The 21,112-nt window shown below is 32.1% G+C and carries 12 protein-coding genes, 1 tRNA gene, 1 other RNA gene and 2 pseudogenes; 8 read left to right on the forward strand and 8 right to left on the reverse strand.

What is annotated here, in order from left to right; all coding sequences use genetic code 11:
• The first annotated feature begins 21 nt into the window (after nucleotides 1-21).
• The 4 genes from ffs to AOQ87_RS01335 all read left to right on the forward strand — a co-directional run bounded on the left by ffs (nucleotide 22) and on the right by AOQ87_RS01335 (nucleotide 5,562).
• An RNA gene (ffs, locus tag AOQ87_RS01320) (signal recognition particle sRNA small type) lies at nucleotides 22-113 on the forward strand.
• A gap of 919 nt (nucleotides 114-1,032) precedes the next feature.
• Nucleotides 1,033-2,154 carry a DNA polymerase III subunit gamma/tau gene (dnaX, locus tag AOQ87_RS01325; RefSeq protein ID WP_080626546.1) on the forward strand — a complete coding sequence of 374 codons (1,122 nt, stop codon included), beginning with the start codon at nucleotides 1,033-1,035 and terminating at the stop codon, nucleotides 2,152-2,154.
• Nucleotides 2,155-2,901: 747 nt separating this feature from the next.
• Nucleotides 2,902-4,782: a molecular chaperone HtpG gene (gene htpG, locus AOQ87_RS01330; protein WP_080626547.1), complete on the forward strand. Its 1,881-nt coding sequence runs from the start codon at nucleotides 2,902-2,904 to the stop codon at nucleotides 4,780-4,782.
• An 87-nt stretch (nucleotides 4,783-4,869) separates the two neighbouring features.
• A complete protein-coding gene (locus AOQ87_RS01335) occupies nucleotides 4,870-5,562 on the forward strand; it encodes an adenylate kinase family protein (RefSeq protein WP_080626548.1) in 693 nt (230 codons plus the stop codon).
• 57 nt (nucleotides 5,563-5,619) lie between these two features.
• On the opposite strand, the gene AOQ87_RS01340 is transcribed toward AOQ87_RS01335, so the two are convergent.
• Nucleotides 5,620-6,816, reverse strand: coding sequence for a cation:proton antiporter domain-containing protein (locus AOQ87_RS01340; protein WP_080626693.1), 1,197 nt, complete (start codon nucleotides 6,814-6,816; stop codon nucleotides 5,620-5,622).
• A gap of 1,387 nt (nucleotides 6,817-8,203) precedes the next feature.
• Here AOQ87_RS01340 and cysS point away from each other — a divergent pair.
• Nucleotides 8,204-9,614, forward strand: a pseudogene (gene cysS, locus AOQ87_RS01345) (cysteine--tRNA ligase).
• Nucleotides 9,615-9,629: 15 nt separating this feature from the next.
• Here the strand turns inward: cysS and folD are convergent.
• The gene (folD, locus tag AOQ87_RS01350; RefSeq protein ID WP_039719666.1) at nucleotides 9,630-10,478 is read right to left on the reverse strand and encodes a bifunctional methylenetetrahydrofolate dehydrogenase/methenyltetrahydrofolate cyclohydrolase FolD; all 849 of its coding nucleotides are present in this window, start codon (nucleotides 10,476-10,478) and stop codon (nucleotides 9,630-9,632) included.
• Nucleotides 10,479-10,552: 74 nt separating this feature from the next.
• Between folD and AOQ87_RS01355 the strand changes: the two genes are divergently transcribed.
• Nucleotides 10,553-10,626, forward strand: a tRNA-Arg gene (locus AOQ87_RS01355).
• 206 nt (nucleotides 10,627-10,832) lie between these two features.
• On the opposite strand, the gene AOQ87_RS01360 is transcribed toward AOQ87_RS01355, so the two are convergent.
• On the reverse strand, nucleotides 10,833-11,327 hold the full coding sequence (locus AOQ87_RS01360) for a DUF721 domain-containing protein (protein ID WP_052471824.1): 495 nt from the start codon (nucleotides 11,325-11,327) through the stop codon (nucleotides 10,833-10,835).
• A gap of 242 nt (nucleotides 11,328-11,569) precedes the next feature.
• Here AOQ87_RS01360 and secA point away from each other — a divergent pair.
• Nucleotides 11,570-14,131 (forward strand): annotated as a pseudogene (secA, locus tag AOQ87_RS01365) (preprotein translocase subunit SecA); the annotation flags it as partial.
• Nucleotides 14,132-14,262: 131 nt separating this feature from the next.
• Here the strand turns inward: secA and cls are convergent.
• The 3 genes from cls to AOQ87_RS01380 all read right to left on the reverse strand — a co-directional run bounded on the left by cls (nucleotide 14,263) and on the right by AOQ87_RS01380 (nucleotide 17,847).
• Nucleotides 14,263-15,552: a cardiolipin synthase gene (gene cls, locus AOQ87_RS01370; protein ID WP_185751069.1), complete on the reverse strand. Its 1,290-nt coding sequence runs from the start codon at nucleotides 15,550-15,552 to the stop codon at nucleotides 14,263-14,265.
• A gap of 207 nt (nucleotides 15,553-15,759) precedes the next feature.
• Entirely contained in the window at nucleotides 15,760-16,524 is a 765-nt protein-coding gene (locus AOQ87_RS01375; RefSeq protein ID WP_080626551.1) for a YciC family protein, read from the reverse strand.
• Nucleotides 16,525-17,082: 558 nt separating this feature from the next.
• Nucleotides 17,083-17,847, reverse strand: a complete 765-nt coding sequence (locus tag AOQ87_RS01380; protein WP_080626552.1) for a YciK family oxidoreductase — start codon at nucleotides 17,845-17,847, stop codon at nucleotides 17,083-17,085.
• Between the two features lie 98 nt (nucleotides 17,848-17,945).
• Between AOQ87_RS01380 and sohB the strand changes: the two genes are divergently transcribed.
• Nucleotides 17,946-18,923 (forward strand): protease SohB, encoded by a 978-nt coding sequence (gene sohB, locus AOQ87_RS01385; protein ID WP_080626553.1) that lies wholly within the window; start codon nucleotides 17,946-17,948, stop codon nucleotides 18,921-18,923.
• A gap of 204 nt (nucleotides 18,924-19,127) precedes the next feature.
• Here the strand turns inward: sohB and ribA are convergent, their stop codons facing one another.
• Both ribA and AOQ87_RS01395 read right to left on the reverse strand, forming a co-directional pair.
• The gene (gene ribA, locus AOQ87_RS01390) at nucleotides 19,128-19,712 is read right to left on the reverse strand and encodes a GTP cyclohydrolase II (RefSeq protein WP_039719670.1); all 585 of its coding nucleotides are present in this window, start codon (nucleotides 19,710-19,712) and stop codon (nucleotides 19,128-19,130) included.
• A 682-nt stretch (nucleotides 19,713-20,394) separates the two neighbouring features.
• Nucleotides 20,395-21,030, reverse strand: coding sequence for an endonuclease III domain-containing protein (locus AOQ87_RS01395; protein WP_039719671.1), 636 nt, complete (start codon nucleotides 21,028-21,030; stop codon nucleotides 20,395-20,397).
• Nucleotides 21,031-21,112 lie beyond the last annotated feature (82 nt).

Genomic DNA, 21,112 nt, shown 5'->3' on the forward strand with positions numbered 1-21,112 from the left:
TATTTTTAGATTCGTTCTACTTGGTTCGAAATCAGTAATATCATAATACCAAACTGGTCAGGTCTGGAAAGAAGCATCCAAAGGTATTTGGATATGTACCGAACGAAACCAAGTAGAAGAACGAGATTTAAAATTTTTTTTCGGTCGTGTCTTACACGAGCATTCAACCATAAAAATAACGGTGCGAAGATTTAACAAATCTGTCGAAAGAATCTGTGTATATGACACTTTTATTGATTTATTCAAATATTATGGAGGTGCAAAGAAGATCTTTGAAGGTCTTTCCATGAAATATATAATATATTTTTAAATCGTTTTAACCGACCATATCGGCTTAAAAACAATTTATGATCATTGATCAATAGGGTCTTCCTTTTGACGATAGGAATCAGAGGTTCTCTCCATCGAGACGGAACATTTTAGATGAGTGCACCATTTCGATTTGAACAGCCTAGAGTGATTAGATAATTGGATTATTTCTAATTGAATCTTTCAGAAAATTAAGATTTTTATTATGATATGGTAAAATTTATAGACATAAATGATATGATGTTTTATTACCTTCAAATTTTTGAAAAAATGCCATATCTGTTAGGTAATCGTACCTGTTGCATAGAATCTTATTCGACTTTTCAGTCACAAATAATCTCAAATTTTTTGAATGGATAACATCATTCTCCGTCAAATCATTTAACGATGGAACAAGAGAAGTATCTTCAATGGATTCGTTTGAAAAATATTCTTCTAATTAAAGGGAGATGTTTCTTTGAACATTTTCAAAGGAGTGATTTATAAAGAAAAGATATAACAGGATGAGATAAATATCTGAAAGTTATCTAACATCAATTTTTCTGATCAATTCTTCTAAACAGTTGAAATTACCGTCGAAATAATCCATGTTAATGATCGTAAAGAGAATATCTAGAAATTAATACGAAGATTATTCGACCCATTTCGTTTTAAGAACGATTTTAAAGGTGCAAATAATTCTGATGTTTCACCAACACCGTCAATCGCCAAAGAATCGTGATCATGAAAGATCTTACGCTAGCTAGAAAATGGAGACCCATTTCTTTTCAAGACATTTCTGGACAAGAACATGTCATCGAATCGTTGTCCTATTGTTTACACGAGGGGAAGTTGCACCATACATATCTTTTTTCCGGATCTCATGGGGTCGGAAAAACAACAATAGCCAGAATTTTCTCTAAAGGAATGAGTTGTAAATCAGGAATCACTGATCATCCTTGTAACCGATGTGATAATTGTACTGAGATTCAGAATGGATCTTTTATCGATTTGATCGAAGTAGATGCAGCATCTAAATCTAAAATAGAACATATAAAAGAAATATTGGATAATTCAGAATATCTTCCGGCAAAAGGAAAATTTAAAATATTCTTAATAGATGAAGTGCACATGTTATCCAGGTATAGTTTTAACGCTTTATTGAAAAAATTGGAAGAACCTCCAGAACATATAAAATTTTTGCTAGCAACAACTAATCCAGAAAAGTTACCTTCCACGATTATCTCTAGATGTTTACATTTTCAACTGAACATATTAAGTGAAGAGAAAATTTGTGATAGATTGGAAAGAATCTTTCTATGCGAGAATGTGCAAAACGATCTTTCGTCTAGGAAGTTAATCGCAAGATTATCAGGAGGAAGTTTAAGAGACGCTTTGAATATTTCAGAGCAAGTTATTTCGGTTGGAAAAGGAAAGATATCAAAGGATCTCATAATTGACATCATCGGAATACCAGATGAAGATTGCTCATTTCAAATCATGAAATCTATTGCACAGAACGATTTCAAAAAAATGATGTCTATAGTAGAAGAGTTTTCAAAAAGAAGTGGAAACTGGGATAAGTTGTTGTCAAGTTTATTAAACTTCATCCACGAAATAATCATTGCAAAGTTTTTGCAAAACGATAGAGCACACTACAAAGAAATTCATAAGAACATCTGGATCATGTTAAATTTGATCAAATCCACGGAAGATCTATACTTCTATTACCACACCATACTATCCGGAAGAAAGAACATCTCTTTCTCTCCGACTAGAAGAATTGGTGTGGAAGTTACTCTATGCAAAGCCATAACGAAGTTCAATTTCTCTGATGTTTCAAATAAATCGAAATCTTCGACATAATTTCTAAAAACAGGAGGTAATGTATTGATTCTGAACGTATAAATATTTTTGAGATGCATAAATCGTACACAACGTAGGATGATATTTTTTGGACGAGGTATTTTAATTTTGACGATAAAATCGATGAGGGTCATCGTCGTAACGATCAATGATCGACTGTGAAGATGGTTGCAAAATAGAGTTCATGAGGTTCGATGTTCATTTTTATTAACGAATACGCTCAAGATATCTTTTCGATCGAATCTAAAAAATGAAGAAGAAATCTTAACTTCGTCAATTTCTTCGACTTTTTCGAATAGATCACATATGAATTTTCGATTGGCTATCTTCTGTGATTATCCTATCTCGACGATAAACTACTGCACGGCTTAACCCGAGCGTTATTGAGCATAAAACGATATCGATCACCGTACAGAGTCAGAGAAATTTTGATGATTTTAAAAGTCTTTCGTAAAAATATTTAGGTACGGTTGTAGCATACTTGATTCATCCAACTATCTTATCACCTGAAGACTGTTTCTTTGATACGACTTGTAGAAAGATCCATGAATCTTAATCACATAAAAGATCGTGATCATAACTCAGTGATACATAAAATGATTGCACGAATGGAAATCTAAGAATTTATTGTACGGTAGATTGTGAATCTGCTAAAAAATAATGATCGAATTAGAACTATTTCGAAATTGACCTAAAGTTCATACAAACATAAGAATAATTCAAATGTAATGAGATCGAGGTAATACGATGGAAGAGACAAAAAAAGAAGTGTTACAATTTCAGTCCGAGGTGAAACAGCTCTTGGGTTTGATGGTTTATTCGCTTTACTCCAACAGAGATATATTCATTAGAGAACTTATCTCAAATGCTTCCGATGCGATCAACAAACTTAAGTTCATTGCTATCTCTGATTCCTCCCTATACGAAAAAGAACATGATTTTGAAATTAGGATTTCCTTAGATAAAAAGAATAAAACAATATCCATCAGAGATAATGGAATCGGGATGAGTAAAAGTGATATCATCAAAAACTTAGGAACCATTGCGAAATCTGGAACCAAAGAGTTCCTAAAATTCTCGAAAGATTGTGATAAAAAAAATATAAATCAGTTGATCGGTCAGTTTGGAGTAGGGTTTTATTCTTCTTTTATCGTCTCCAAAAAGGTGATCGTGAAAAGTAGACTCGCAGGTTCAGAACGTAGTCAAGGAGTTTTATGGGAATCTGAAGGGACAGGGGAGTATTCTATCAAATATGAAGACAAGGTAGACCGTGGTACGGAGGTAATCCTACATGTTAAAGAAGATCAGGAAGATCTACTAAGTCATTCAAAGCTATCTAATATCATCAAACGATACTCTAACCATATCGATATTCCAATAAAAATGAAGACAGTTGATCGAAGAGAAAATCGAACATTTTGGAAACAGATCAATCTTGCCACAGCTCTATGGAGAAAAGATAAAAGTAATATTTCAGAAAACGAATATAGAGAATTCTACAAAAATTTGTTCAAAGATAGTTTTGATCCGATATTTTGGATGCATAATAAAGTGGAAGGAACACAAGAATATATCAGTTTAATGTTTATACCTTCTAAATCCTCTATAGATTTATGGAACCGTGAAAAGAAAGGATCGTTCTACCTTTATGTGAGGAGGGTCTTTATCAAAGACATCTCCGATCAAGTTGTTCCGAACTATCTACGTTTCATAAGAGGATTAATTGATTCTGAACATCTTTCTTTGAACATATCCAGAGAAATTTTACAGAAAGATGAAAACGTGCGAAAGCTAAAAAAACAGATTACTAGAAGAATTCTAAATTCTTTGGAGATGTTGTCTAAGAATCATCCAGAGAAGTATCAGATGGTATGGGATGGATTCGGTTCGGTCTTAAAGGAAGGTCCTGCAGAAGATATATCGCATAAATCATCCATCATCAACCTGTTGAGGTTCTCGTCTACTTTTGTAGAAGACGAACAACAGACGGTCTCTCTGAGAGAATATTGTGATAGGGCAGAGAAAGGACAGAACAAGATCTATTATCTTACAGCAGATAACTATATCTCTGCGAAAAAAAGTCCACATCTGGACTGCTTCAAAAATCAAAATATTGAAGTCTTGTTGCTATATGATAGAATTGACGAATGGATGATGAACTATATATTTGAATTCCGAGGGAAAGAGTTCCAATCGATCAGCAAAAACGATTCTTTTCTGGAAGATACAGTCACTCAACGAAAAAACGATATCATCATCTCTGATGAAAAGATCTTCCAACCTTTTCTTAAAAGGGTGAAGATGGTTCTGGAAAAAGATATAAAAGATGTTCACATGACTTGCAGATTAGAAAAATATCCCTGTGTTCTGAAAACTGATAAAAATGAAATGAGTAGTCAGATGGCCAAACTGTTCTCATCGGTTGGTCAATCTGTTCCTCCAATTAAATATGATTTCTTCTTGAATAGATCACATCCAATAATAAATAAAATCATGAAGATAGAAGATGAGAATCTATTTTCTAGATGGGTAAAAACAATCTTTAATCAAGCTTTGCTGATAGAACAAGGTTATTTAAAGGATGTTAATCAGTTTATCATTGATATTAATCAGCTGCTCTCTTCATGATAGAGGAGATATGTTATTAGATGAAATTTTTAGAAAGCACTTTCTTTTTTTGATCAGAGGGTATCAATATTTCTTAGGATCGTTTAAATGATAGGAATCATACTAATAGGAGCTCCATGTTCTGGAAAGGGGACTCATTCTGAGTTCATCTGCAGGAGATATGATGTATCAAAAATTTCTGTAGGGGATCTTCTAAGATCTCGGACATCTTTGATCGATCCATATGATGACAGAGTAGATCATTTAATTAGTCGAGGTCGTTTGATCGAGGATGAAACAATCATCGATATTATGAGGAAAAAATTTGCCGAGATGAATTGTAGAAAGGGATTTCTTTTAGATGGTTTTCCAAGAACGGTACGACAAGCTCGATCCATGCTTGAATTAGTAGAGGATGTTCGCTACATATTGATCGAACTAATGGTCGATACAAGTAAGATTATGGATCGAATATCTGGACGTTTGATCCATATCCCTTCCAACAGAATATATCACTCCACATTCAATCCTCCTAAAAAGAAAGGTTTGGATGATCTTACCGGAGAAAAATTAGAAGTTAGGATAGACGATACATCTGAGATAGTACGAAAAAGAATCGATATATACCATCGTTGTACAGAACCTTTGATACGTTTCTGTAGAGAAATAGAAAGGGTTTCGTGTTTTAAGGTGGATGCAAACAAAGGTATCAAAGATGTTCAAAAGGAAATCGTTAAAATATTGGATCGAGCTCATTCTAACGATCTACATCGAAGGCTGACACGTAGATCCAATCTTTAAAACCTTTTGGATTATCCAACCTAATTGGATTTTCCGATGAGAGGGTGGCTGTTTAATTCATTTTCTGAAGAAACCTGTTACGTTGTTTATTTTCACTAAAAAAGAATTAACAATGATAGAAATTACGGCTCCTGAAAGAATCAGATTCTGAACCTCGTGGCTGAATAAGTGTAGATTTGTGCCTATTTTAGATAAAATAAATGAAAACTCTCCTATTTGTGTTAAATTGACGGCCACTCCAAAAGAATCTTTGTAGCTGTATCCGAACAGTTTGATCAGAAAAGAGATAAAAAACAGTTTTCCAAACACTATAATTGTTAAGATTATCAAAATTTGTATTGGATACGTCAACAACACAGTTGGATCGAGCAACATACCGACTGACACAAAGAAGAGGACCGCGAACGCATCCTTCAATGGGAGGATGTCCTTTGCTGCTTTTTTACTTAATTTAGATTTATTTAGCGTTATTCCAGCAAAAAATGCACCTATTGCGAAAGAAACATTGAACAAAGTAACGGAAGCGTACGCGATCCCTATCGCGAACACTAGAATCGCTAGAGTAAAGAGTTCTCTAGAATCAGTTTCCTCTGTTTTCGAAAGAAGGTATGGAATTAATCTCTTTCCAAACATCAAAGTCAATACGATGAAACAAGAAACCTTTACCATCGTCAACAAGGTTCTTATGAAAATCGAAAAAAGATGATTCTCTTGTACCACATCGTTGACCAGATTATACAATACTGGCAGTATCAGCAGGATCAATAGCATAATCAAATCTTCAACGATCAACCATCCAATAGAAATTTTTCCAATTTTACTGCAAACAATCTTTTTTTCTTCTAAGGTTCTTAACAACACCAAAGTGCTAGAAGTCGAAAAACATAGTCCGAATAGAACTCCAGAAAAAATTTCACAACCTATGCATCTCGATAATATAAAGCCTAACAACGTCGTGATAAGAACTTGTATGATTGCCCCTGGGACTGCGATAGATTTAACTGAGAGGAGATCATTCAATGAAAAGTGCAAACCAACTCCGAACATGAGCAATATTATTCCAATTTCGGCAAGTTCACTGGCAAGCACGGTATTCACAACGAACCCTGGTGTAAAAGGACCGATAATAAATCCAGCTGTTAGATACCCTACCAAAGGAGATATTTTAATTTTTTGAGAAATCATCCCAAAAAGATATGCTAGACATAGTCCTCCTGTGATTGTAGCCATCAAAGATTGAGAAGAATGATCCATGATATTGTGATACCTTTTAATCTCATATTCGATCGTCTCATTATATTTTAAAAATCGAGAAACCCTTCGAGAAAAATCTGAACTGAAATAGATTTTTAGAAAGTTGTCGATTAATATATGCAATTACTAATCAATTAGTCAAAATATTTTTGATCAAAATAATTCTAGGATATTCTATTAAAGATATCTGTACTCATGAATATATGCTATATAAAAATCAATTTTCAAACGGTCTCATATCTAGAATATCTTAAAAAGGAAGATTGTTTGATATTCATTTCTTTATAACGATGATTCGTTTATAAAAGAAATAAAACTTTTCCTTATTCTCAATAAAATCATCGATTTTAGAGATCTTAATCTAGTTGTAGGATTTTTGAAGTATGCGTAAGAATTCATATTACTCATTTGATAGAGTGATAAGGTGATCTTAAAAAATTTAAGATCATGATGTTTTACAGGTAGATCGTTGGGATCTCAACGATGTCGTGTAGAATCATTTTCATCAAGTAGATTGAACCTCGTGAAGCTACAGTTAGTTATTTTAATAAAACTATAAACATAACTGATATTCGATTCAGATCATTATGAAAATCGACAATTGTTGAAAAAGTTGTGAAATTAAACTCTGTGAATGCGAATTTGATTTCAACAAACTGCACAAATATCTTAATCATGATAAGATATCTCGGATACGAACGTGTCAACCTTAATCTTCTTCCCCATACATCACAGATGATATGAACAGATCGTTTCCAGATATCTCATTGCAGTTGAATGAAAGAAAAATACATCACACTTATTTCAAACGTGTGAAATACGTTCAAATCACATTAAATAGCCCGAGTGTTAGTACTTTAACCGATCGTATTTCATTTTTTATACGAAGATAATCAAAATATTTTAGAAATAACGCACTATACGTTCTCAATAGAAGGGAATCTTCTTCAACGAAAGATAAATCGTTTTGAACGGTAGAGTATTTTTTCAAAACATTTCTTATGCCTTAGATTTTTCTACTGAAAACTGCGATCGAAAATTCACGATTGTTGATAGGATCATTAAAAACTCATTACTTTAATAAACTCATCTTACCAAACACAATCGGTAACTAATGTTCATTAGCTTATCATATTCAAAAGGAAACAACGTTCTACAGAATATGTAAAACGTAACTTCAAATGATTAGTTATTTTTTTTAAGTTCTTAGAGATCCATGATCTAAAAATCATTATACATTTCAATAAATTTTTGATAGATTTTTCATCATGTTTAATATTATACTCTGAATAGTTTTAAAGTGTACGAAAAATTTTATTAAGAATAAAAAACTTCTAGAAAAGTATTCCGATAAAACCGTTTTCGATCAAATCTTCATATTCTTAAAATGTTAAAGATTTACAACACTATTCGTCGAAAGAAAGAGGAGTTTATACCGATTGTTGAAGGAAAAATAGGCATATATGTGTGCGGAGTCACCGTTTATGATCTATGTCATATCGGACACGGAAGGACCTTTACTATTTTTGATATGATAGTAAGATATTTACGATTTATTGGGTACGAAGTGAACTACGTTCGTAACATTACTGATATAGACGATAAAATCATTCAAAGATCATCCCAAAAAAATGTTGGCTATGCTAGTTTTACGAACACGATGATTGAAGAGATGAAAAAAGATTTCAATCGTTTAAAAGTCATTTCGCCAAACATTGAACCACACTCCACATCGTATATCCAATCGATGATCGATCTGATAACGGATCTGGAGAAGAATGGACAAACTTATCGCGGCAAATCTGGGGATATATTGTTCGATACCACAATAAATTCAGAATACGGTAATCTTTCCAACAGGGACATTTTTCTTGGAAGCAAAAAAAAATTTAGCAGAAACGTTGAACGTAATAGCTTGAAAAGATTTCATTCAGATTTCATTCTTTGGAAATCTTCGAAAAAAGGAGAACCTTTCTGGGAATCTCCTTGGGGTAAAGGAAGACCTGGATGGCATACAGAATGTGCTGCAATGAGCATGAAGATTCTTGGAAAAAATTTTGATATCCATGGTGGTGGATCGGACCTGATATTTCCACATCATGAAAATGAAAGGATTCAATCGATCGGATTGAACGGCAATAACTTTGCAAACTATTGGATTCATACAGGTATGTTGACAATAAGAGAAGAAAAAATGTCCAAATCTAGCCGAAACTTTTATACAATCCGAAACATCTGTTCCATGTATGATCCAGAAGTTATACGTTACTTTTTCCTATCTTCACATTACCGGTAGCCATCTCGATTATTCTTCTAGCAAAATAGACCAATCGAAAAGATCTCTAGAAAAACTTTATTTTTCTCTCATCGGAACTGATCCAGAATATCAGCTCTGTGAAAAAAAGGATAAATTCATAGAAAATTTTAGGAAAGAATTCATAGAGGCGATGAACGATGATTTCAATACACCGAAAGCATACTCTATACTGTTCAGGATATCTAAAAAAATAAACTTGTACAAAAAGATAGAGATAAGAGTAGCGAACAAGTTGGCAAGAGTTTTGAGAGAATTAGCTAACTCTATCGGATTACTAGAACAACCGATCCATCAATTTTTTAGAATGAATCGTGTTCCTTCAAAGATCACGACAGAGATGATCAATAGCGTCGTACGAACAAGAGAAAGAGCAAGAAAAAATAAGAATTGGAAGGAAGCAGATCGTATTAGAAAAAATTTACAGAAGATCGGTGTCGTTCTAGAAGATTTCAGCGATCGAACAAATTGGAGGATGAAGTAGATTTGTCGAAAAAAATTAATGGATTTCACAAGCATATAATATGTTTCTCATCAACATTGTGACAGTCATTGGTCCAACACCTCCCGGGACGGGTGTAATCCATCCAGCTATCTCTATAGCTTCCTTATAGCATACATCCCCGACGATTTTTCCATCATCTGTACAATTAATTCCGACATCTACTACGATCGCTCCTGGTTTTATCCAATCTCCAGGAATGAAGTTAGGTTTACCGATAGCAACCACCAGTAGATCAGCATTCTTAATATGGTAAACCATGTTGTTGGTGAAACGATGAACCATCGTGATGGTACATCCTTCTGAAAGCAACTCTAGAGAAATAGGTCTTCCGACATAATTGGATGCACCGACTACTACCGAGTTCAATCCAATCAATTTGATTTTATAACGCTTTAGAAGCGTAATAATTCCCTGAGAAGTGCACGGCTTCAATTTAGGTGTTCTTTGACAGAGACGTCCAATATTGTACGGATGCAAACCATCTATATCTTTATCCGGTCTTATCTTCTCAAGAATTTTAATTGAATTAATATTCTTTGGAAGAGGTAAAGAAACGAATATTCCATCAATTTCTTTATCTTTATTTAATCGACTGATCAAATTTAGAAGATGAACTTCATCGATATCTTTTGATAGATCATATAATTTCGAAAAAAATCCAATTGTTTTACAAATCTTATATTTCTCTCGAACGTAGACTTTAGAAGCTGGATTATCTCCAACTAATATAGCAGCTACTCCTGGCACTCTTTTTCCAGAAGCGATTCTAACTTTTACTCTTTCATAAATTTTTTTTCTGATAATTTTAGAAATTTTTTTTCCATCAATAATTTTTGCTAACATATTGTGCTTAATCCAAATATTATTTTATAATAAAATGAACGTGATGATGTAATCAATTCAATTGAAGTACTTCTGCGCCCTTAGCTCAGTCGGATAGAGCAACGACCTTCTAAGTCGTAGATCACAGGTTCGAATCCTGTAGGGCGCGTTTCGTACGTTGGAACTGAAAACTGAACTGAACGAGATGATTAGAAACCCTCTTGCAATATGGTCGGACTGTCTTTATTCGATTATATGTTTCAAACGTTGTCAAACAATTAGGAGATATAGATTACAGGATGCTTTTCTCTTTGAAAAGCAAATTGCGGACTATTTTACGATTGTTTTTATGTCTTGGAATTTCAATTTAACTGTTCATTTCATTTTTTTCTTTAATAAAAGATAATTCAGTTTCATCAGTTGAATTTCTAAATTCTCTTCTCTTTTCATCGAATTTCTAAAACTCTCCTTCATTTTGCTCAAACGATAAGAGTTTACTATTTGTTCGGATAAGGAACAATATGTATCCTCGCAGAATGCATCCTCATCGAAAGAAAGATAAGGATTAACGATAATGTGAATTGAAGATAAAGCTGGCAGTACAGAATCTTTTAAAACTTTTATTAACAGCGGCAGTTCAAAACATAATCTCATTTTTCTACTTGCATTAATTACCTCAAGTATTAAAATAAAATCTCGATAATTAGCTACTCGACATTTATTTTTCAAATCTTTTGGAAGAATTCTCAGGACAATTTTGTTCAATCGAATCAACAACTTTGCCTTCTCATGAATCATCTTTAATTTACTTTTTCTGAACTGATCTTCTTGTAACAAGAAAGAAAATGTTTTTGGATAATTATCGCACACGTTTGATCTTTTTAAGTATCTTATTTAATCGTTCAACTTTGGGATAGATAGAATATTTTCGATGCTGTTCGATTAGATAAGTTCATTTTTTTAAATGGTGGTTAGTTTATCTTAAATATGATAAATCATAAAGTTTAGAATAAGATATCAACCATTCAGCTACATAAATTTCGTATTGATCTCTATCATTAAATTAAAAGAACATATTTTGATTTAATTATACATTTGATTGAGAATAATTTATGGTAACCAAATTATTAACCAAAATTTTTGGAAGTCGAAATGATCGAGTTATAAAGAGATTAAACAGATCAGTAGAAATGATCAACAAGTTAGAAAATCAATTTGAAAAACTATCAGATTGTGATCTCAAGAGTAAAACTGATGAATTTAAGAAAAGATTATCTCTTGGAGAGAAATTAAATGATCTCATACCGGAAGCTTTTGCGACAGTTAGAGAAGCTAGTAAACGGGTTTTAAAAATTAGACATTTCGATGTGCAATTGCTAGGCGGTATTGTATTGAACCAACGATGTATTGCAGAGATGAAGACCGGGGAGGGAAAAACTTTAACTTCAACGTTACCAGCTTACTTGAATGCTTTATCCTGTAAAGGAGTTCATATTGTTACTGCAAACGAATATTTAGCTAAAAGGGATGCAGAGAGCAACAGACCGTTGTTCGAATTCTTGAAAATTAGTGTTGGACTAAATTTATCAGGCATGTCATTGCGAAAGAAAAGGGAAGCATATATGAAAGATATTACATATGGAACGAACAATGAATACGGATTCGACTATCTTAAAGATAACATGACGTTCAGTAGAGAAGATAAAGTTCAGAGAAATTTACATTACGCCTTGATAGATGAAGTTGATTCAATCTTAATAGACGAAGCGAGAACCCCTTTGATAATATCCGGGTCTTCAGAAAGTAATGTGGATTTATATCGAAAAGTTGATGATTTAGTACCTCATTTTAAAAAACAAGAACGAGAAGATTCAGAAAATTTTTCAGGAGATGGTCATTTTTCGATAGATGAAAAACATAAACAGGTCACCCTGACAGAAAGAGGATTAGATCTGCTTGAAAGGCTGTTGATCAAAATTCAACTTACCTCTCCTGGAGAATCTTTGTATTCGACAAAAAATATAATTCTTTTACATCGAGTGATATCTGCTTTGCGAGCACATACCCTGTTTCACAAAAATATAGATTATATTGTTAAAAATGGAAGAATAATTATCGTGGACGAACATACCGGAAGAATGATGGAAGGAAGGAATTGGTCGGATGGATTACATCAAGCTATTGAAGCAAAAGAAGGTGTAAGGATACAAGAAGAAAATCAAACTTTGGCTTCGATTACATTTCAAAACTATTTTCGATTATATGATAAATTAGCTGGAATGACAGGAACTGCGGATACGGAAGCTTATGAGTTCAAAACGATCTATCAATTAGATACGATCGTAATACCAACTCATCGTCCAATGATTCGAAATGATTTTCCAGACTTAGTATATATTACTGAAAAAGAAAAAATCCTTGCGATCGTCGATGAAGTTCGAAGATGTTTTCGCAGAGGACAACCTGTACTGGTCGGAACTATTTCTATTGAAAAATCAGAGAAAATCTCAAAAATTCTACATCGATCTAATATTCCACATCAGATCTTGAATGCAAAGTTTCACGATCTGGAAGCGGATATCATAGCTAATGCTGGGAAGATAGGTTCTGTAACTATTGCGACCAACATGGCAGGTAGGGGAACAGATATTGTCCTTGGAGGAAATTGGAAATCGGAAATTGAAAGGAATAGACGTTTAGGTTCTGTACAAATCGATCCTATTAAAATGAAATGGAAAAAGCAACATGATCAGATAACATCTATGGGCGGATTGCATATTATTGGAACAGAACGACATGAATCACGTAGGATCGACAATCAATTGAGAGGAAGATCGGGAAGACAAGGAGATCCAGGATCTTCTAGATTCTATTTATCCATGGAGGATCCCTTGATGCGGATATTTGTTTCAAAAAAAATCATCAATGTTATGAGAAAGTTGGATATAGAATTTGGAAAAGCAATAGAACATCCATGGATAACGAAAGCAATAGAAAACGCTCAGAAAAAGGTAGAAGGCAGGAATTTTGAAATTCGAAAACAACTTTTAGAATACGATGATGTTATCAATGATCAAAGATATACGATATATCTACAGAGGAATCAACTGTTAGAGACAAAAAATATCAGAAAAATCGTCTATAACATAAGAAAAGAGATTGTTTTTAAGTTGATAGATGATTATTTTTCTTCAAAATTCATCCTAAAAAGTAGAAAAAATGACCTTTTAAAAACGTTAAGGAATAAACTTGATTTTAATTTATCGAAACAAGAATGGGAATCTCAGTTCTCTCAAATGAAAAAGGAGGAGATAAAGAATAGGATAATGAGGAAGATCAGTGACACATATAAAAGAAATGAGAAGAAGGTCGGAAAGTCTTTTATGCGTAACTTTGAAAAAAATGTTATGATAAGTATCATAGATAGTTTTTGGAGAGATCATCTATCCGTCATGGATTGTTTGAGGCAGGGGATTCATTTAAGAGGATATGTTCAGAAAGATCCGAAATTAGAATACAAAAGAGAATCTTTTGTATTATTTTTGAATATGATAGATTCTATCAAGTGCGAAATAACGCGGATCTTATCTAATTCTGATGTGATGAAGATCGTTGACTATCAAAAAAATCTTACAAGAACATCGGAAATCGAAGAGGAAGTGTTGAGGAGTCTTGATGTAAAAAAAGATGTCCATATCATTAAGAAATATTCTTGATGAAAACGATATCTAATAGAAATATCTCATCTATCCAAAAATGGTAAGAAGTCTGTAAAATCACTTGACCTTTATTCAACGAACGGCTTCTATAATAAGGATCTGAAAAAATAACAAAATTTTTCGATGACTTTATTCCAGAGTGGACGATGATTCCATCTTTGGTGATCGACTTTGCTACAACATCTGATGTATCGAGTCTGTAATTTTACAATTTGATCTACAAAAATGAAATCGTTTATCACGGCAACAACCTCAAAATTAACGGAGAGACTCCTGATATCTAAGTTGATCGAACCAACTATGCTGAACTTTTTGTCGATTATTATTATTTTTGTATGTAAAAAACCTTTATAAAAATGATAAATTTTCACTCCAGATCTTAAGAGTACTTCGTATAGATTTCTACTAGCCCAATGTACAAAACAGGAGTTATTTTCTTTCGGTAAAACGATCGATACATGTACTCCGCTGAGAGATGTTGCGCAGATTAACTTTAAAATTGTTTTGCTAGGTATGAAGTATGGTGTGGTGATAAGAATATTTTTTTTTGCGTTCTTAATAGAATATATTAGGAAATTTTCGATGAGATCTTTAGGAAACAAAATCCCAGAAGATAGAATTTTTATCTCCGGATTTTTTTTTTTGAACTTTTCGGATATTTCTCCAGTTTCTATATACCAGTCGAACGAATGAATATGATTCAGAATGCTTGAAACTTCTTCTCCTTCGATCCTGATCAGAATATCTACTGTAGAATGATGGTTTCCATCTTTTTTACGATATTCTGGATCCACCATATTCATGCTTCCAATGTACGATATACGATCATCTATCGTAACTATTTTTTTATGTTGACGAGAATCTAACCTATGAGAGAATATCAGGTGATGTATTAGGCTGATCTTTAATGATTTTACGATCTTGATTCCTGCTCTTTTCATTCTTTTTAATTGGTAACTGCGAAAGAATAACCAGCTACCTACATAATCAGCTATGATCTTGCATTCCACTCCTCTTCCAGATGCTTCAATCAACGAATTAGATACTTTATCTACCAATCCTCCTGAACTCCATATGTAAAACATCATATTTACGTTTTTCGAAGATTGATCGATATCTTGAATAATAGATCGTAAAGACTCATGATTTTCAAAAAGTTGTATTCTATCGTATCTCGCATGATATCCATCTTGATTTTTTTGAAGCAGTTTGGAGTATGAAAGGATGAAATTCACTTTTTGTATTTCTTTCCTAAAAAAAGATTTTATTTTTTCTAAAATTGATATCGATAGTAACAAACTTAAGAATTTTTTTTTTATTATTTTCATTTTTGAAACATGGATCAGTTTGATAACAATATTGTTTATCTTATCCACCCTTTGATAGATCATTCATCCTATCATAACAAGAATTAATCGCTGAACAGAATGACTTCCAAAATTCCATTTTAGAATAACTGTTCAGTTAAAATTGAGATAGATAGTAAATGTTAGTAACTCATCCTTCAATATTATGAATTTCATGACAGAGAAGATGATCAGGTAACAATTACGCTCCATACAATCACTAAAACTCTATACCATTCATTCCATCGTTTTTCTAAACATGCTAAGTGTATACAATCGAAAAAAACAGATTAAAACAAAGGAAGTAAACAAATTTTTTACCGTGAAATGCACGACGTTCTTGACAAAAATGTTATTGATATAAAACATCTTTTCAAAGATGATCGAAAAAAACATCTGAAGGAATATCCATACTAACCATATGAACAATATCTGCCAGAAATATCGAAAAGAAATGTTCCAACTTTCGATCATCGCTTTGAAGGGAACTGTATCTTCTCTTACTATTAAAATAATTGGAGAGAGGGAAAATCCGATCGATATCATGATTCCAGGTAGTATAAAAAATAAAAACCCGAAATAAATAGTTAAAGCATGAGATATCAAAAGAATCAACATTTTCGGAACCATTTTCAACGATAAAAAAAGAGATCGAACCGGATCGATTAGTTTTCTTTTATCCCATTCATTTAAGTAAGCAACAACGGATGAAGTAAGTATGGTAAATCCTACAACGATCGTTATTAATGAAAGAAAGGATGTCCTTATGAGGAACGTTTTATCATCTTTAGATAATTTTTGAATCCAAGATACTACAGAATGTACATTTTTCTTTTCTCTAACGATTTTTACAATTTTATTAATTTCTTCCGTTGAAATCATGGAATGGTAAATAGTTGCACTGATCACAGCTGAGATAAGTGATAGTAACAAGATATCGCCAAATCGATTTTTTAAAAAGTTTGAACTTTCTTGAAGAATTGAAGATGTTTTGATTGACATTGATATTTTTATACCAGTTACGTTAGCTGCATATTCTGAAATACTTCGATCATGTTCTTAACGAAAACTTTGAAATGTTAAAAATTAATCGATTATACAAAAATCCATGTGAATTCTATGTGATCAAAAAATACGTTATTTTCTGAACAAGATCTATCCCTTATAACTGGGATAGATCTTGTTTAAAAAAGATTGGTACTCAAAAAAAAAATAACGAACTGATCAAAAAATTGTAAGGATTTTAAATTAAAAACGTCCAATTCCACTCATTCCAACGATGAAAACCTTATTACATTCAAGAAAAACGTCTGTTGCGATCGATTTTTTTTTTGAAGATCTGGCAATAATGTTAAATATCACCTCTTTTGAGGACGTATACGTTGAAAAATCCCTAAATTGATGAGAGTATCAAGTTTATTTTTAAAACTTTTTATACCGAAACTAGATCGCTTACCATGTTTTTATCACAACACTAACAAGATCAAAATGTGTGTTTGTCCTATAGCACTTCGATGAACACAATAAGTGAAAGCGACTTTTAATACTCTGATCTAGTGATTATTTTGGTTTAAAACACTGGGATTTACGATCAAAACTAAAAACACGTCCAGAAATTCCGATGCTTTTATCGCTCATAAGATAAAGGTATATTGACATAATTTCACCGGGAGTTTTTAAATCATCTTTACGGCTTTCTGAAGGATATGCTTGCAATCTCATTTTAGTTCTTATGGCTCCAGGATTAATGCAGTTTATTCTTAAACTGCTATCCTGATATTCTTGATACAAAGTCTTCATAAGACCTTCTATTGCAGACTTTGAAACGGAATAAGGAGACCAATTTTTTTTTCCATCTTTTACAACATTAGAAGTAGTAAACAACAGAGAACCATTTTTTGAATTTAATAAACACGGAAGTAAAAATTTTGTTATAATGAAGACCGAGTTAAGGTTTACTTGTAGAACTTTGTTCCATGACCTGATTGTCTGATTAATAAGGGGGGAAATTTTTCCTAATATCCCTGCATTATGTACTAATCCGTCTAGTGTTGGAAAATCTCTCCGTATTTTTTGAGTTAACTTAAAATATTTCGACTCATTTTTCTCAGATAGATCAAATATATAATTTTCTATTTTTTGAGAAAATTTTTTAGATCGAATCAATGATCTTTTGACGAGATTCATTTTTTCTCTATTTTTTCCGATCAACAACAAATTAGCTCCATGACGAAAGTATGTTTTTGCGACCTCTTTTCCAATTCCGTCACTAGCTCCGGTAATTAAGATGTTTTTTTTAAAAAGATTTAGAAATTTACATACCATTATAAAATCGTAAAAAATAGGATAATTTGATCTCGATGATTATAAAAATTTTTTATTCATGATGTCAATTATTAACCATGATCTGAAGGAGGTATAACATGGAGTTTTTTTTATCTTATGGATTATTTTTAGCGAAAACTGTCACTATTGTTTTCGGAGTGATTTTAACGTTTTCATTTGCTTTTTCTGCTGGAAATAAAAAACATAATAAAAAAGGAAATTTTAAGATTGTGAACGTAAGCAAAAAATATTCATCTAGAAAACAAAATATGATGCGATTCAAAATGAACGCAGAAGAATACAAAAAATGGAGAAAATCGGAAAAAAGAGCAAAAAAAATAAAAGAAAAGAAGAATAAAGATACAAAAGAGAGAGAACCTTGTTTGTTTATAATAAATTTCAAAGGTACAGTTGATGCAGAAGAAGTAAATTCTCTAAGAAAAGAAATCACGACAGTCCTTTCTATCGCTGAAAAACATGATGAAGTATTACTTAATTTGGAGAGTCCTGGAGGGACAGTGAATGGATATGGATTAGCAGCTGCTCAGTTGGAAAGATTGAAAAAAAAAGTAAAGTTAACTATATCGATAGATAAGATAGCTGCTAGCGGGGGATATATGATGGCTTGCGTAGCAGATTATATAATTGCAGCACCATTCTCAGTTGTTGGATCTATCGGGGTTGTTGGTCAAGTACCGAATATCTATCGATTTCTAAAAAAACAAAACGTTGATATCGAGTTACATACAGCTGGGCAACATAAAAGAACCCTAACATTTTTAGGAGAAAACACTGAATCTGGAAGAAAAAAATTTATTCAAGATCTTAACAATACTCATATTCTCTTCAAGAAGTTCGTCCAAAAAAACAGACCTAATCTAGATATCGATATTGTGTCTACTGGAGAATATTGGTACGGTGTTCAAGCAAAAGAGAAAGGATTAATAGATGAATTGAGTACCAGCGACGAATACATCTTGAAAAACGTTCAGGAAAAGAAAATAATTTCGATTAGGTACGTCGTTCATAAAGGGGTTTTAAACAGAATCTTAAATATCTTTTCTACGATTATTTAACGTTCTTGAGTAAAAGATTTATATCGCTCGAAGTCTGAATGTTTAATCGATATTTTATTATTCGATTGCTAAAGGACGGTTGTACTTTAAAAATCTTAAATTGATCATATGTACAATCCTAATCATCTTAAAGAGACCTTACGTCAGGATTGAATAATTTATAGAATTAGAATAATAAAGAAGGGAGAATATCAGATTCGATCTCTACAAGAGATGTCCTAGTTTTTTAACCTTTGTATTCAAATAATGATAATTTTTTGAATTTCTTCCGACTATCATCGGAATTCTTTCAACAACCCTTATTCCAAAATGTTGCATCATTTTAACTTTTTCGGGATTGTTGGTAATCAATTTTATCCTATTGATGGATAACAGATGATACATATCTGCACAGATCTGAAAATCTCGCTCATCCGATTTAAAACCTAATTTTAAATTCGCTTCTACAGTATCAAATCCAACATCTTGAAGGGAATAAGCGCGAATTTTATTTAATAGTCCAATATTTCTTCCTTCCTGACGATGATATAAAAATACTCCGCTACCTTCTTGAACTATCTTCATCAAAGATGCTCTTAATTGAGATCCGCAATCACACCTCATACTCAAGAAAACATCTCCCGTTAAACACTCAGAATGAATCCTCGATAAGATTGGTTTTTTTTCGATAACATTTCCATAAATAAGCGCTATATGGTTGTTTCCATTGATAATTTCCTCAAATCCGACCAAAGTAAACTCGCCGAATTCTGTTGGTAATTTAGTTTCTGAAATAAGTTTTAAGCGCATAATATTTTACAAACGATTACAATGATCATCCAAAGAATTGATGTTTTCAAAAACCTCTAAATATCTCTCGTTAAACTTATAAAAGTTTACTTATTCATATAATGCTTTAAAAATTTTAACAAGTCGATATGTTCAAAAGAAACAATTGGAAATACGAATATTACTTAATTTTCTGTATCGTACAACAATTTCAATTTATTTTTAAGGTACATAATTCTTATGTGATGAAGTGATTTCACGTTTTATTTTTAATAAATCATTAATTAGAAATATTCCATTTGTTTCTATTATTCGTTTATTGTGACAGACTTCTACAATATAGAAAACATAGCTAAATATGTTTTATTACGTTATTATGAACTAAACAATATTCGAAATGAATTTAAAGAGCACTCGATCTTATCAACTTATCGTTTTAACAAGATTAACCAGTACGATATAAATCCTTCGATTATAAATAAACAATATCAAAAAAATATTAACAGATATATGACGTAACACTTACAAATAACCTTGCAAATTACTGAAAGAAGTCCCCAATTTTTGAAATCTTCATATCAAAAAAAATCATTATCTTTTCATGGGAAAAATTGCGCAATTTATCTCATCGTGATGAACTTTTATTTCATCAAGAATTAATTGAATATTATAAACACCATTTGTTACAATGATTAACCAGTTTTTATATATTTTTATACCTAAATTCGCATAAATCAACGATAAAACAACAAGAACATAAGGGACGATTGTAAGTGCAAATAACTTTCCCGTGCAAAAAGAAGATATAATGAAATCTCTTCTTAAATTTTTCTGGAATGAACTGTAACAACCATTTTTCCAACTTAAAAGGATCTGAGAAGTTAGCGAAACCAATCCTATTACAAACTCTAAAAACATGAGTATCTACCGCGATCGTTGGAATACCGAAACCAACGTTCAGTACCACATTAGAAACTTTTCTTCCTACTCCTGGAAGAGATTCTAGTTTCTCTCTGCTATCGGGAACTTCTCCATTATGTTTTTGAATCAAAATCCGACAAATTTTCAAAATATTTCTTGATTTAGTATTAGATAATCCTATCTTCTTTATGTATTTTTTGATTCTTTTATAACCCAAATTTAACATCTTTCTTGAATCATCAGCTAATCTATATAGATTTTGAGTTACAGTATTAACCATGTTATTTCTCGATCTCGTAGATAATACCGTAGAGATCAATAACTCAAAATTAGAACGTACGAACAGATCGATGTTAGAAGAACATGTGTCTCGATTTTTGAATCTATTTAGAATAGCTATTCGTTTTTCATCATTCATTTTACAAAATAAATTTNAAATTTCTAGGATGTTTGGTTATTTCAAGGATTTCAAGAATTAAATACTTTTAAACTTGATCTGA

This window comes from Candidatus Riesia pediculischaeffi (assembly GCF_002073895.1).
Lineage (GTDB): Bacteria > Pseudomonadota > Gammaproteobacteria > Enterobacterales > Enterobacteriaceae > Riesia > Riesia pediculischaeffi.